The 15478-nt window shown below is 63.7% G+C and carries 9 protein-coding genes; 2 read left to right on the top strand and 7 right to left on the bottom strand.

Annotated elements, in window-relative coordinates:
- The first annotated feature begins 20 nt into the window (after positions 1-20).
- Together ACODR9_RS18625 and ACODR9_RS18620 are read left to right on the top strand one after the other, a co-directional pair.
- Positions 21-1025 carry an ABC transporter ATP-binding protein gene (locus ACODR9_RS18625; protein ID WP_488811155.1) on the top strand — a complete coding sequence of 335 codons (1005 nt, stop codon included), beginning with the start codon at positions 21-23 and terminating at the stop codon, positions 1023-1025.
- Positions 1025-1669: an HAD family hydrolase gene (locus ACODR9_RS18620; protein WP_488811153.1), complete on the top strand. Its 645-nt coding sequence runs from the start codon at positions 1025-1027 to the stop codon at positions 1667-1669. Before ACODR9_RS18625 ends, ACODR9_RS18620 begins: the two co-directional genes overlap by 1 nt.
- A 55-nt stretch (positions 1670-1724) precedes the next feature.
- Here the strand turns inward: ACODR9_RS18620 and pbpC are convergent, their stop codons facing one another.
- From pbpC to hflK, 7 genes are all read right to left on the bottom strand, one after another.
- Positions 1725-3917, bottom strand: a complete 2193-nt coding sequence (gene pbpC, locus ACODR9_RS18615) for a penicillin-binding protein 1C (protein WP_488811151.1) — start codon at positions 3915-3917, stop codon at positions 1725-1727.
- Positions 3907-9597 (bottom strand): alpha-2-macroglobulin family protein, encoded by a 5691-nt coding sequence (locus ACODR9_RS18610; RefSeq protein ID WP_488811149.1) that lies wholly within the window; start codon positions 9595-9597, stop codon positions 3907-3909. The genes pbpC and ACODR9_RS18610 overlap by 11 nt, the downstream gene beginning before the upstream one ends.
- An 89-nt stretch (positions 9598-9686) precedes the next feature.
- On the bottom strand, positions 9687-10946 hold the full coding sequence (locus ACODR9_RS18605) for a DUF1615 domain-containing protein (protein ID WP_488811147.1): 1260 nt from the start codon (positions 10944-10946) through the stop codon (positions 9687-9689).
- A 129-nt stretch (positions 10947-11075) separates the two neighbouring features.
- A complete protein-coding gene (locus ACODR9_RS18600; RefSeq protein WP_488811145.1) occupies positions 11076-12209 on the bottom strand; it encodes a YjbE family putative metal transport protein in 1134 nt (377 codons plus the stop codon).
- Between the two features lie 33 nt (positions 12210-12242).
- Positions 12243-13502, bottom strand: a complete 1260-nt coding sequence (locus tag ACODR9_RS18595) for an NRAMP family divalent metal transporter (protein WP_488811143.1) — start codon at positions 13500-13502, stop codon at positions 12243-12245.
- Positions 13499-14377, bottom strand: coding sequence for a protease modulator HflC (hflC, locus tag ACODR9_RS18590; RefSeq protein ID WP_488811141.1), 879 nt, complete (start codon positions 14375-14377; stop codon positions 13499-13501). The genes ACODR9_RS18595 and hflC overlap by 4 nt, the downstream gene beginning before the upstream one ends.
- Positions 14377-15420 carry an FtsH protease activity modulator HflK gene (hflK, locus tag ACODR9_RS18585; protein WP_488811139.1) on the bottom strand — a complete coding sequence of 348 codons (1044 nt, stop codon included), beginning with the start codon at positions 15418-15420 and terminating at the stop codon, positions 14377-14379. Before hflK ends, hflC begins: the two co-directional genes overlap by 1 nt.
- Between the last annotated feature and the right edge of the window lie 58 nt (positions 15421-15478).

Below are 15478 nucleotides of genomic sequence, written 5' to 3'. Positions count from 1 at the left end.
ACTGAATTCAAGGAACACACATGGCTTACCTCACCATCAATAATCTGCACAAGCGCTTTGACGACCATGTCGTGGTGCACGACTTCAATATGAGCATCGAACAGGGCGAGTTCGTTACCTTCCTCGGCCCTTCCGGCTGCGGCAAAACCACCGTGCTGCGCATGATTGCCGGCTTTGAAACCCCTACCTCTGGCCGCATCTGCGTCGGCAGCGATGAAATCACCCACCAGTCGCCGCAAAAACGCGGCATCGGCATGGTGTTTCAGAGCTATGCGCTGTTTCCCAATATGAACGTGACGCAGAACATCGGCTTTGGCCTGAAGATGCGTAAATGCGATGGCGCGGAAATCGCCCGCAAGGTGGCAGAAGTCATCAAGCTGGTGGAACTGTCCGGCAAGGAAAACCACTTCCCGCACGAGTTGTCCGGCGGTCAGCGTCAGCGGGTGGCACTGGCGCGCGCACTGGTAGTGGAGCCGCGCATCCTGCTGCTGGACGAGCCACTGTCGGCACTGGACGCGCGCATCCGCAAAAACCTGCGCGAGCAGATCCGCGACATTCAGCGCCGTCTGGGCCTGACCACCATCTTTGTCACCCACGATCAGGAAGAAGCGCTCACCATGTCCGACCGCATCTTTGTGATGAACCAGGGCCGGGTGGAGCAGGAAGGCCGCGCCGAAATGGTGTACACCCAGCCAGCCACCGAATTTGTGGCCCGCTTCATGGGTAATTACAATCTGCTAGGCGCAGCCGACAGCCAGCGCCTGCTGGGGCTGAACATCAACGGCCACCTGGCCATCCGCCCGGAATCCATCCACGTGCTGGACGCCCACAGCCAGCAGGCCGACACCCTGGCTGGCACCATCCGCCAGCACCAGTTGCTGGGCAACATCATCCGTTACCAGATTGAAAGCGGCGGCGTCACCCTGCAAGTGGACCGGCTGAACCGTACCGCCAGCGACCTGATGCCGGCTGGCACCGAAGTGCGCCTGCAAATCAGCCGTGACGATATGCGCGAGGTGCGTTGATGCTGGCCATTTTCGATCTGGACGACACCCTTACCGACGGCGACAGCTCCAGCCTGTGGCTGCAATTCATGGTGGAGCACGGCCTGGCTGCCGCCGACATGCTGCCGCGCGAGGCCGAGCTGATGGCGGCCTACCGCCGGGGCGAGTTGCGCATGGAAGACTATATGGACTTCACCCTGCAACCGATGCAGGGGCGCAGTGTGGTGGAAATTGCCGAGTGGGTGGAGCGCTTCATTGCCGACAAGATCGCCCCTATCGTTTTCCCGGCGGCGCGGGAAACACTGGCGCGCTACAAGGCCGAGGGCCGCACCTTGCTGGTTATCTCCGCCACCGGCGAGCATCTGGTGGGGCCGATATCGCGTTATCTGGGGGCGGATGACTTCCTGGCTATCTGTCTGGCCACTGCGGATGGCAGCTACACCGGCCACACCCACAGCGTGATGACCTATCAGCACGGCAAGGTGATTCGTCTGCAACAATGGCTGCAGCAACATGGGAAAAGCCTGAGCGGCAGCCACGGTTACAGCGACTCCATCAACGACGTGCCGTTGCTACAGGCCGTGGAAGTGGCTTACACGGTAAATGCCGACCCCAAGCTAACCGCCGTGGCAGCACAGCACGGCTGGACCCAGTTGAACTGGTAGCACGGCAATCCGCAGGCCCGCCCCTGTCTACACCCGGTGCAGCAGGGCTGCGGGCCTAGCGGGATGCGCTGGGTGGCGTGCTCCGCCCCGGCGGCCTGGCCGGTGGCTTGAGCATGGCACCCCGCACCTCAAAACTGACAGCCTCTACCTTGTTTCCCTTGCCATCGCGCAGCTCCAGCCGGTGCCGCCCCGGCCAGGGGAACCAGCGCAGCACCGCGCCCTTGCCCAGCAATTTTCCATCCAGCCACCACTGTGCCGCCACCACGCCACGTGCGCGCAGCAGCAGCCGTTGATTGGCCGGTGGAATATCCGGATCGATGGCAAAAATACTGCCATCCACCGGGGAGACGATGCCCGGATTTTGTGCCGTGGCCTTGCTGTCCGCGCTCTCGATCAGACTGCGCTGGCTGCCGGCCAGGAACCACTCCTGCCGTTCAGCCTCCTCCCCGCCACGGTAACGCACCTGCTGGCGCACTACCCCGGCAGGCGCGGACGGCGGCAGCGATGGCCCGGCGGCACTTTGTGCCTTGTCCAGCACCGCCATCCAGATCGGCGCGGCACCATGCATGCCGGATACATCCCACATCGGTTCGCCATTGCTGTTGCCCACCCAGCTGGCCACGGTGAACTGGCGCGAGAAACCCACCGCCCAGTTATCGCGCATATCCTTGCTGGTGCCGGTTTTTACCGCGCTCCAGTAACGGGTGGACAGCGCGCTGTCCAGACCAAAAGTACGCGCACGGGCGGTGCGGTCGGACAGGATGTCGGCAATGATGAAGCTGCTGGCGGCATCCAGCTGCCGCTGCCAGCGCGGCGGCGGGTCGGCCATGGTCCAGCGCAGTGCCGAGGCACGCCCCTGATTGGCCAGCGTGCGGTAGGCATTGGCCAGTTCCAGCAGACGGATGTCAGCCGCGCCCAGTGCCAGGCTGTAGCCGTAATACTCACCGTCCTGTTGCAGGCTGCTCAGCCCCAGTTGTGTCAAACGGTCGCGCAGCGCCTGCGGCCCCACCATTTCAATCACCCGCACGGCGGGTACATTCAGCGAGGCCGCCAGTGCGGTGCGGGCCGACACCAATCCCTTGAAGTCCTTGGCATAATTCTGCGGCGCATATAAGCCACTGCCGGTCTGCAAGTCCAGTGGGCTGTCATTAAGCAAGGAGGCTGCCGTCAGGTAACGGCGCTGCAAGGCCAGCTGATACAGGAAGGGCTTCAGGGTGGAGCCGGCCTGGCGCAGCGCGGTGACCCCGTCCACCTCGGCGGCACTGGACAGACCGGCACCGCTGGAGCCCACCCAGGCCAGGATGTCGCCGCTGGCATTGTCCAGCACCACCAGCGCACCATCCTGCACATTGCGCTGCGCCAGTGCCGCCAATTGCCGCCGCAGCACCGCCGTGGCATAGCGCTGCAGGGTCTGGTCCAGCGTGCTGCGCACCACCCCGCCCTGCGCCATGGGCTGGCGCTGCAACAGCTTGCGGGTAAAGTGCGGCGCATCCTGTTCGGCCTGCGGATTGGCAGCGCGGCTGCGCGCCAGTGCCTGGCTGGTATGGATGGCCACCACATCGCAGCGCGCGGGCTGGCCCAGATCGTGCAGCAACTGGCAGGCGCGGGCCGACACCTTTTCCGCTGCTGCATTAGGCGCGCGGATCAGCGCCACGGTAATGGCGGATTCTTCCTGGTTCAGCCCGGAAGGCAGCTTGCCAAACAGGGTGGACGACAAGGCAGACAGGCCCACCAGCTCACCACGGAAGGCCACCAGGTTGAGGTAGGCTTCCAGGATTTCCGCCTTGCTCCAATCCTGCTCCAGCCTGGCGGCAGACCAGCTCTGGCCGACTTTCTGCCACAGGCTGCGGCCATTACGCCCGGCCTTGAGTTGCTGATCCAGCAGGCCAGCCAACTGCATGGTGAGGGTGGAGGCCCCACGGGTGCGGGTGTTCCACAAATTGCCCCAGGCGGCGGCGGCCACGCCGGACCAGTCCACCCCGCTGTGCTGATAGAAGCGCTTGTCTTCGGACAACACCAGCGCCTGACGCAAGGCCGGCGAGGTATCGGCCAGGCTGACCCAGTCCTGCCGCCGCCCCTGCTTGTCCACCCGCCAGCGTTGCAGCGGCTGGCCGTGGCGGTCTTGCACGATGACATCCGACGCGCGCCACGCCGCCTTCACTTGCGCAAAGCCGGGCAGCGCCAGGCAGGGGCCGCTCACCAGCAGCGCCGCCAGCAGCAGCGCAGCACCCGTCCGCTTACTGGCCATCGATCACCCGGAACGCTGCATTGGGCAACATGCCAAACACCTCGGGCGCATACAGCGCCTCCACCCGCGTCGGCGGCAACTGGAACAGACCAGCATTGCCCAGCCGCATGCTGTATTCCACCTTTAGCTGGCCGCGCGGGACAAAACCGTAATAAGCGCGATAACCGGCAAAGCGGCGTTCGACATAGTCGGCACTGTCGCCCTGCCGTGTGCTTGCGCCAGCGATTTGCGAATCCCGCCCCAGCCCGCTGCCCTGGATGCTGGCCCCGGCCGGAATCGGGTCATCCACCACCACCCAGCTCATGTCGCTCTGCGCGTTAATCTCCAGCGTCACCTTGACCACATCGCCCACCTGATAACGGCCGGCAGTGTGCTGGCTGATGGGGGTGAGCGTCTTGCGGATGCTGTAACCGGCGTAGCGCGGGCTCTTCAACACCACCGCCGCTTCGGCCTGCACCGTGGCCCAGGGTGCGCCGCTGCCCTGATGGCTCAGTTGCAGCGTGCCGCGTCCGCCAGTCGGCCACGGTAACAACACGGCAGCCTGATTGCCTGCCTGCGGCCAGGCCAGCTTCTGGCTGCTGCCTTCCAGGCTCAGCGTACTGCTGCCGCTGACCGGCGTGTTTTCAAACTGACGCGAGAACTGCGCCAACGCCAGACTGCCCCACAGATTGGCCGTGGTGGTCTGCCAATGGCCCTTGTTCTGCCGTGCCAGCAGGCCGGTGAGCAGGCGTGGCACATCGGCCTGCCATTCTGGCCGGCGGCTGGCCAGCAGCAACAGGCGTGCGGCATTGACATCGCCATTTCCCATCAACCACCAGGCGTTGTCGGCGGCCTCGGTGGTAAAGCCGATGCGGCTGCCCTGATAAGTCAGCCGCGCCCGCAGCAGATTGGTCGCCTCCACCAGCCGGCTGCCACGCTGCGGAATGGTGGCAGCACGATCCAGCAGGCTCAGCCAGTCCAGCAGCATGGCGGTGCTCATTTTCTGCGGGTTCAGCTCCAGCACTTCCAGCATGGCCGGACGGAAGCGGCCATAGCGCGCCAGCGCCTCCATGGCATTGAGCCGACGCGCATCCAGATCCTGGCGTGAGGACAGCAGCTCGCGCTTGATGCGGCCTTCGACAAAGGCAGTCAGCCCGTCCAGCATGCGCTGGCTGCCGGTTTGCGGCAGGTTGGCCCCGGCTTCGTGCGCCACGGCCAGCAGATGCGCGGTCAGGATATCGCTGCCCCGGTCAGGCGCCCCCTCACCCAGCGGGAAGTAGGCCGCCAGGCCGTTGCCATCCAGATACAGCGGCAGCTCCTGCCCGATCACCTGCCAGGCCGCCTTGTCGCCCAGCCCCAGCGCCACCGCACTACGTTGCTCCAGGCAGTGATAGGGATAGTCGGCAAACCAGCGCCGCACTGCGGGCAAACTGCTGCCCAGGCGATCCTGCAGCTTGATGCGCAAGCCGCCACGCCCCGGCAGCGCTGTGGGTGGCAAGGCTACCGGCAGGGACAAGGACGGAGCCAGCCGTTGCAGGCTGGCCTGTTCCACCGTCACCGGCACGGCTGGTTCTACCGGCTGGGATACTGCCAGCCGGTCGCTGGCCTTGCCATTGCGTTCGCTAGCCTGGAATTGCCATTTCAACTGCGCCAGACCAGCTGGCACCGTCACCGGCCAGCTCACCCAGCGCGACTCGCCCACCGGCAGGCTGATGATTTGCGGCTGCAATGAGGGCAAGCCTTCAGCCGTAGCCTGCACCTGCAGTTGCAAGGGGTGGTCGCTGCCATTGCGCACGGTGATGCCAGCCTGCAGCTGGTCGCCATTGCGCACCAGCGGCGGAATGCCGGCGCTGATTTGCACATCCTGCACCACATTGATGCCAGCCTCGCCGGTGCCAAACTGATCGCGCCCGACATCGGCCACCGCCACCAGGCGGAAGCGGCTGAGGGCGTCATTGGTATTGAAACGCACTCGGGCGTGGCCATTGGCATCCAGCACCACGCGGGGCTGCCAGCTAAGCAGGGTGTCCAGCAGTTCGCGGGTGGGTGCCTTGCCGCCACCGCCACCCGGCGGCAGCGCCTTGCGGCCAAAGTGGCGTTTGCCCACCACCTGCTGCTGCGCAGTGGCAATTTCCACCCCGTAGCTGTGGCGCTGGTACATGGCCTGCATCAGCTCCCAGCTGCGATTGGGCTGCAGTTCGAGCAGGGCTTCGTCCACGGCGGCAAAAGCCACTTCGGTACCGGCTGGTGCCGGCTTGCCATTGGGCAGTTTGACCTTGATGTCAGCCTCTACCGGCTGACGGATGCCATAGCTCTTGCGCAGCGGGCTGACTTCCACCGCCAGCCGCTTGGCGGCATCACCGACACGGATTTCGGCAATGCCATATTTGAAGGCAGGCCGGGCCAGATCCACCAGCGCCGTGGCCGGGGTGTAATCCCGCCCTTCATGCCAGTAGGCATCCCACCACTCGCCCGGGGTTTTCCAGCCCCAGGTAAAGAAGGAATACCACGGCACCTCGCGCACCCGGCCACGGATGGCCAGCACCGACACATACACATTGGGCGTCCAGTCCGGCTCCACCTTCAGTTCGATCACCGGCTGCTTGCCTTCCAGTTCCAGCACACGGGTTTCCATGATGCCGTCGCGCTCGATACCCACCCAGGCCGTGGCCTTGCGAAAAGGCATGCGCACCTGGAAGCGGGCGATATCGCCGGGGGCGTAGTCGGTTTTCTCCGGCAGCACATCGATACGGTCGTTGTTATCGACATCGAACCACAGCTCGTCATGCTCGCTCACCCACACTTGCTGGGCGGCCTGTGCCAGATTGCCCTTGTCGTCCTGTGCCTGGGCCACCAGCTCCATCTCACCGACATCTTTCAGGCTGATGTCGCACAACAGCAAACCACGAGCATCACTGCTGCCGCTGCATACCTGGCCCTTGTCCACCACTTCTTCATTGTGTTCCCAGGCGTAGAAACCGCCCACCAGCCGCTTGCGGCTGGACAGATAGCGATGCTCGCGCAGGCTGACCTGCACCTTGCGGCCAGCCACCGGCTTGCCGGTGGTATCCAGCACCACCACCTTGAGCGGGACTTCGCGCCCGCTGTTCATCCAGCTTTCCACGCTGATGCCCAGTTGCAGCGCGGATGGCCACAAGGCCAGGCGGCGGCTGATGGTCTGCACCTCGCCATTCGGGTCGCGATAGGCGGCTTCGGCCTGCAGATCGTAGCGGCGGTCCAGCTTGGGCAGGCTGTTGACCATGGCTTTGCCGTTGCCGTTGCCATCCAGCACTACCGCCGCCTTGTCCAGCACCACCTTGCCATCCAGCGAACTGTCGCGCTGTTCGCGGCTGCGTTGCGGCGCAGAAAAATTGTAGTCGTCGTAGCCCTTCCAGTGGCCGTAGCTTTCCGTCAGCATGGCGCTGACTTCCACCGGCCAGCCTTTGGCCGGGCCGCCGTTGCCCCAACTGAGCGATACGTTAAGCGGCAGGCTGCTGGCGGCAATGCCGGCATCGCGTGCACTGCTGATACGGCCACGCATTACCGGCAAGCGGAACTCTTCCACGCGGAAACTACCGCTGTGCAGCGAGTACCCATCCAGCTCCGGACTGGACGCCTGGGCCGTGTCCCCGCTGCTGCGGCTGCCCTTGCGTTCCAGATAAAGCGTGTATTCGCCCAGCTTGGCCTCGCGCGGCAAGGTAAAACTGCTTTCGGCATAACGCCCTTGCCGCCAGCTTAGCGGCAGCACGTATTCGTCGCTGCTGCCATCGTGCACAATGCGCAACTGCTGCGGCAGTTGCCCGGCTTTCAGCAGCGACAGGCCACGGCTGCTTTGCACCCGCAGCAAGTGCTTCATCGACACGGTTTCACCGGCACGCAACAGGCTGCGGTCAAGAATGCTGTGTGCCAGCAGAGCCGGGGCGGCGTCGCCGCGCGTGGGGAAGGGAAAACGCCAGGACTCGATACCCTGGTTCCAGCTGGAACGGACAAAGGACACATCTTCATTGCCCTGGGCATCACGGGCATGGGCAGTGACGAACAAGCCGGGGGACTGCTCGTCGCCGTGCTCGCAGCTGCCCTCGTCCAGCCGGCTGCCGATAAAGGCCACGCCCTTGCTGTCGGTACGGCCCTGCCACAGCGTGCTGCCCTTGCAGTCATACACGGCGATGCGCGCATCCGGAACCGGCCGCCCCTTGTCCAGGGTTGTCACCCACACCGCCGCATTTTCCGGTGAACGCTTCAGGTGCACCGCCATATTGCTGACCAGGGCCGCCGTGCGCACATACATCGGTTTGTCCGCCGCCAGCAGCGCTTTGCCCAGCAGGCGTGAGGACACCTCTACCACGTACAGGCCCGGCTTGGGCAGCGGAATACCAACTACCTCGAACGGCCATTTGCCTTTGGCATCCGGCTGGGTGGGCAGCTTCAGTGGCTGGGCGGCACGCTCGTGGCTCAGCAACGACAGCCGTCGGCTTTCCACCTCCTTGCCCGCCTTGTTGGGAATGCGCGACTCATGGTAGCGCTCCACCTTGTTCAGCCATTGCAGCATCTGCCGGTCGTCGGACAAGCGCAGCGCCTGGCCACCCAGTTGCACCGTCTTGATGTTCAGACCGGCTTCCACCCCGCGCAGGGTAATCGGCAAGGCGGCGTCCGGGCCGGATTCGATAATGCCGAAAGGGGCGGCGGCAAATTTGGCCAGTGGCGGATAGTCAGCCAGCTTCACCGCCAGCGGAAAGCGGGCGGCATTGGCCAGCGGGCGGTCAACCTCGTCACGCAGCTTGTCCGGCAACACCAGGCTGAAGTTTGCCAATGGCGGGAACAGCGGATCAAAGCGCACGCTGTCCACCGGTTCGCCATGGCTGTTTTTCACCGCTGCCGGCTTGCGCTCCCCCTCACTGCCGCGCAAGCGAATGGCCATGGCCAGCTTTTCCGGTACCGGCGAAGTGAAGTTGAGGGTAAGCGGGGCAAAGGGAATGCAGGCACCGCGTGCATTTTCGCGCTGGCAGCTCAGGGCGGCCGTAAAGGGGGCGCGCACCTGGAAATTGAGCTTGTCCGCCGTGGCATTGCCACGCGGATGCAGCAAGGTAAGCTTGCTATCCGCCGGCAGGCGCTGGCTGCAGCGCACGGTGGCCACGCTGGCGGCCTCGCTCTCCAGCCGCAGATGCTTGAGCAGGATGCCGCGCTCGGCCGCGCTGACCGGCTGTGCCGGCAAGCGTTCCGGCGAGGCCGAAGACAGGCAGAACAAGGGGCCGGCCTCTGCCGCCCGTGCATTGAACTGCACGGCAAAAACCTGATCGTCCTCGATATGACCGGGATCCGGCCAGCTATTACTGATTACCGGCAACCCGGTAAAGAAGCGGAACTGGCGCGCACCGCCAGGTACGCCACCCTGCATGTCTTTCAGGCCGGGTTTAAGCGTGAAGCGGCAATCGGTATTGGCCGGCGGCATGGCGCTGATGTCCAGCACCCAGGTTTTGTCATCCACCCAGTGCCCCTGGCCCTTGAGCGAGCACGACCAGCTGAATGGCGCGGCGGCGGCACTATTGCCCAGCGCCACCATGCTGTCGCTGAAACTGGCGCGAACCTGGCTGAGTGTCTTGATCTCACCTTGCGGGCTGAAGGTGACAATGCTGGAAGCGCTGGCCAGGGTGCCGCTCACCAGCACAGCGGTAAGGACAAGGGGGCGTAGCAAGGTTGCCATGGCAAAATCCGGTAAAATTTGCCAACATCATACAACGTAGCGCTACGCCTACCCAATTATCGTGGTAAAAACCCCCGCTGTGCTGACGCTCAGGATGCCGCGCCGCGCGCCATGCACTTCTGATAACGGCCATCCACCCGCCGGGCAAACCATTCGGTGGTCAGCTGATGGGTGAACTTGGGGCTGACCAGCACGATTTGCGGGATGATCTGACGCGGCGCAGCCCTGCCGGACTGCTCGGCCAGGGCAAATACCCGCTTGTACAGCTCGGTCTGACCGAAGGCCGCCAGTTTCTCCTGGCGCAGGTCGCGCGCCATTTCGTCCGGACTCATGCGCAAGCGCCCAGCCAGGCCATTGAGCGCGCGCTGGGTGTCGCTGGTGGCACCGGACAACACACGGTTCATCTTGTCGCTGTACAGCATGATGTCGCCATCCAGCGCCAGCTTCTTCCCGCTCAGGTGCTGTACCGCCTGCTGGAAGGCAGCATTGCGGCTGGCATAGCGCCCGGCATTGTAGTCGGCAAAGCGGTACACCATGTCCGGATAGCTGATGGGGTATTGCAGCAGGATGGCCGTGCCGAAATACACGCTGCCGCGCAGGTTGAATACTTCGTCGCGCAAGCTGGTATAGCTGTAGGGATACGGCCAGGCGCGCACCTGGGTTTCGGCGAAGGCCACGCTTACCTGCATTGGCCCGCCATCGCGGATGGGGTTCTTGTGCTCGAAGATGGTCTGGCCAAACGGCAGTTCGCGGATCATGTCTTCAAACAAGGCATTCATCTGCTTCTTGGTGCGCAGTGCATTCACCCGCTCTTTATAGCTTTGGCCATTGGGCGATTTCTTCAGCATGGCGGCATCCACCACCAGCGAGGGGATGAAATACTTCTGCCGCCGCTCTTCAATCTGCCCCCAGACAATCTTGGACAGATTCGGCACCACCGGGTCGGGATTAAAGCCGGACTCCTGCTCCGCCACCGCCAGCACCGCGCAGAAGTATTGCGGTGCATACGGAATCTTCAGATGGGTAAAGGCGGTCATGATGTCGCCATGCCACTCGCGCCGTGCCGGAATGCCACGCGGCAACAGCTTGTCCAGCAAGGCGCTGCCTTCCTGTTCATTGTTGTATGCCGGTTGCAGCGGCAGCGGCACCGGCTTGCTGACCGGGGCCGCAAACGGGGCAGGCGGTACCGGTTTGACGACCGGGGCGGGCAGCAGGCTTTGCGGGTCCGGCATCGGGGCCGGGCGCAATACCGGGGCGGGAGCCGTGGGAGCCGGCGGGGTGACCGGGGCTACCGTGGCGGCACAGCCACTCAGGCCCAGCAAGACGGCAACAGATAGATAACGATACATGCGGATGATCCTTCAACAAGCGCAAGCCAGCTGGCGCGCGCCGAGGTCATGATGGACGGATGGCCCGCAGAATAAGCAAGGCTGGCGCAACAGGCCAGCGGTTTGCCATGCAGTGCCTGCTCCTGACCATCAATGTTTTACTTTGTGGCTGGGCGTGGGAGTGGGCAAAAAGCCCTGACTGAGCAGATGGAACAGCAGCCAGCCCAGCGCGCAAATGCCCACCAGCGCGGCAAGCCCCAGCAGCAGCTTCACCAACAAAGCCATGCGTGGCGAAGCAAGCAGGCCATCGCTGCGTGGTGCGCGCTCCGGCGTGGCGGCAGCAGAAGCGACGGGCGTGGATAGCTGCACCTCGGCAGCCGCCAAGGGCTGTACCGGCAGCATCTCGATACGGGTCTCGGCCTTTTCGGCCCGGTCAGCCTGGGACGGGCTGGCGCTGGCAGCCTCGGCCAGCGCGGACGTATAGTGCCCGGCAGGGCCGCTGTCTTGCACCAGCGTGCTGGCAGTTTCTCCTGCCTCGCCAATCCTGGCCAGTCGACTGGTCAGCGCACCCAGCCAGCCCAGTGGCGGCGGCGGCGTCAGTCCGGGGGCACGCTCACGGATGATGCGGCTTTCCACCAGCACAAACACCACGCACAACATTGGCAATACCACTTGCAAGGCCGGAGCCTGGGTATTCACCCAGTCAGCCAGCAGCGGGTCGCTGACTGCCAATTGCCCCGCCACCCAGGCCAGCAAGCTGGCACCCAATGGCAGCAGCAGCGGGTAGCCATTCAGCAGCCTGGCAATCAGCAAGCTGCCATACATCAACAGCGGCACACTGAACAACAAACCAAGAATCAGGTACAGCACACTGCCCTGCGCGGCGGCAGCCAGCGCCACCACATTGTCCAGGCTCAACACCAGATCGGCCATCACCACCACCGATACCGCCGACCACAGCTGGCGGCTGTCTGCAGTGGTGCCGGGCTGACCGTCGGCTTCGTCATCCCCCAGCAACAGCTTGATGGCAATGCTGATCAGCAAGGCTGCTCCCAGCAGCTTAAGCAGCGGCACTTGCAGCAGAAAACCCACCACGGTGGTCAGCAGCACACGCAGCAATATGGCAAAGCCCGTCCCCAGCATCACCGCCTTGCGCATCAGCTGTGGCGGTAGCGAGCGGCAGGCCACGGCAATCACCAGCGCATTATCACCACTGAGAATCAGATCCAGGAAAAACACTTGCAGTGTCATGCCCAGTGCCTGCATCAAACCATCCAGCTCCATTACCACCCTTCCATTGCAATATGGCCTGCTGCTTCAGGCAGCCAGGACACCGGCAAACCCGGCAAACAGACCAAGGCCACCGGCCAGTAAAAACAGCACCGCCACCAGCACGGCATACAGTCCTTGCAGACGCAAGGCTGGCGGTAGCTCACCGCGTGCCAGCCGGTACAGGAAACCCAACACCAGCGGCAGCAACACCGCGTTGAGAACGGCAGTGGCAATCGACAAGCGCACCAGGCTTGGGCTGCTGGCCACCACCAGCGCAGCCAGCAGCAACAGCAGGGCAAAGGCGCCATAGAACCACGGCACCTGCCGTGGGTGCTCGGCCAGGGCATGATGCCGCCCCCCCAGCTCGCCCAACGCCCAGGCTGCCGACAGACACACCACAATGGTGGCCACCAAGGCCCCGCCGCTCAGTGCCAGCGCAAACAGCAGCCGCCCGGCCAGCGGCCCCAGCGCGGCACCAAAGGCATTGGCCAGTTCTGGTATGGTATCCAGCACAACCCCACCATGACCGGCAAAGACGGCAGCGGCCGCCATCAGCACCGCAGCCGTAATCAGCTGACACAGCACGGCACCCAGCATGGTGTCGATGCGCGCGGCGCGCAGATCATCCAGATTCAACCCTTTATCGATCAGCGCAGACTGTTGATAAAACACCGTCCACGGCATCACGCTGCTCCCCAGATTGGCGGCGAGCAGATACAGATAAGCAGTATCGTGCAGCGGCATGGCCAGCCATTGCAGCTTGATGTGCTGCCAGCGAGGGTAGGCGTGCCACGCCATCCACAGGAAAGCCAGTTCCGCCAGGCCAAACAGCATGGCAACCCGCTCCACCTTGCGGTAGCTGCCACTGCACACCATCAGGAAGATCAACACGGCCAGCAGGCTGACGCTCTGCCATACCGGCACGCCATATAGCTGTGCCACCCCGGACAGACCGCTCATCTCGGTAAGCAAGGCACCAAAGCAGCTCAGGATCAAGGCACAGGTAGACAAGCAGGCCCAGCCTCGGCCAAAGCGCTGCAGCACCAGTTCGCCATAGCCCTTGCCGGTGGACAGCGCCAGCCGCACCGTCAGTTCCTGCACGATAAACAGCAGCGGAATGATCAGAAACTGCAACAACAGCAAACGGTAGCCCCATTGCGCGCCGCTCTGCGCGGCGGTGAGCACGCTGCCGGCATCGGTATCCGCCAGCATCACCACCAGCCCCGGCCCCAGCGTGGCCGCCAGCCGCTGCAGGCGGCCAAGGCGCGGCGACAGGATACGCACGGCGCAGGCCAGCGTGGTCATGGTTTGCCGCTGGCCGGGCCGTTGCGGAAGTCATGCAACAAGGCGGAATCCGGCGTCAGCAACAGTGTGGGCGCAGAATCCGACAGCGCCTGGCGGTAAGTCTGCAAGGAACGGTAGAACTTGTAGAACTTGGGGTCCTTGCCAAAGGCGGCTGCCAGAATGCGGTTGGCCTGGGCATCGCCCTCACCGTGGATGATGGCGCTCTGGCGCTGGGCTTCGGACAGAATCACCGTACGCTCGCCCTCGGCCTTGGCCTGGATTTCCTGCGCCCATTGCGCACCCTGGGCACGCAGCTCCTTGGCCTCCTGCTGGCGGGCTGACTTCATGCGGTCGTAAATGGCCTGACTGGTTTCCAGCGGCAGGTCGGCACGGTGCAGGCGTACTTCGGTGACTTCGATGCCCAGCGAGCCGGCGCGGGTGGCGGTTTCCTGCTGGATCTGCTGCACGATGCGGGTACGTTCCTCGGACAACAGCGCCTTGAGCGGCACCTTGCCCAGCTCGCGCCGCAGCGAGGTGCTGACCAGCTGGGTCAGTTGCAGCTTGGCCTGGTCTTCGGTGCGCAGCGCCTGATAAAAGCGCAGCGGGTTGGCAATGCGGTAGCGGGTATAGGTTTCCACCTCTACCCGTTTTTCATCGCCCAGGATGATCTGTTCCGGCGGCGGGGCCAGCGTTTGCAGGCGCACATCGTAAAACTGCAGGCTGTCCACCAGCGGCAGTTTGAACTTGAGGCCGGGCTCGGCATCCACGTCGATAGGGGCGCCCAGGCGGATGATCAGGCCTTTTTGCCCCTCGCTGAGGGTGTAGAAAGAAGAAGACAGCAGCCACACGGCGGCCAGCGCGGCCACAATGCCCGCGCCCTTGTAGGAAGTGGCCATCAGCGGGTCTCCTTGCTGGCTTTTGCCTTGTCTTTGTCTTGCAGCTGCAATAGCGACAGCACGCCGCCATTGCCGTTCTTGCCAGAAGAATCCACCACCACCTTGCTGGCCTTCTTCAATACCTCGTCCATGCTGTCCAGATACAAGCGCCAAGCGGTGACATCCTTGGCCTGGGCATAACTCTGGTACACCGAATCAAAACGTTTGGCCTCGCCTTGCGCCAGGTTCACCACCTGGCTCTGGTAAGCCTGTGCTTCTTGCAGAATGCGGGCGGCATCACCACGCGCCTTGGGCAGAATGTCGTTGCTGTAGGCCTGGGCTTCGTTACGGGCGCGCTCCTGGTCGGCACGGGCGCGCTGGACATCGTTGAAGGCGTCGATCACTGCGGCTGGCGGGTCCACTCGTTGCAACTGCACCTGCGTCACCAAAATGCCACTTTGTGCCTGGTCCAGCCGGGTTTGCAGCAACTCACGGGTTTCATCGGCCACCTGCTGGCGGCGGTTGGACATCACCGCCTGAATGGGAGTGCGCGACACCACCTCACGCATGGCGCTTTCAGCGGCAATACGCAGCGAGGTTTCCGGGTTGTTCACCTTGAACAAAAACTGCCCGGCATCCTTGATGCGCCAGTACACCACGCCATCGGCCTCGACAATATTTTCGTCGCCGGTCAGCATCTGCTTGTCGCGCGGATCGGTGGAATCTGTGGTTACCCCGTCATACAAATTGGCCAGCTTCAGCTGCTTGACCTGGGTAACCTTGGGCAGCATGACGGTTTCGATCGGCCATGGCAGGTGGTAATGCAAGCCAGCCTGCGTGGTATCCACCCAGCGGCCCAGGCGCAACACCACACCTTGTTCGTCCGGCTGTACCTTGTAAATGCCGGCCATGATCCAGCCAGTGGCCAGCAGGCCACCCAACAGCAGCAAACCCTTGCCGCGCATGCCCATTACATCCAGGTAATAATCCACTCGCTGCGCCCAGTTGCTGCGTGATGCGCCCTGCCCTGTTGCTGCCGCTTGTCCGGCGTCGTCTTGTTGCACTGCATTGCCTTTCTTGTTGCGGGCCTCTCCCGCGCTTGCCGCCCGCCGGTTGCAGGCA

The sequence above is a fragment of the Aquitalea sp. FG25 genome (assembly GCF_057809375.1).
This window is presented reverse-complemented; position numbering and strand designations above follow the sequence as displayed.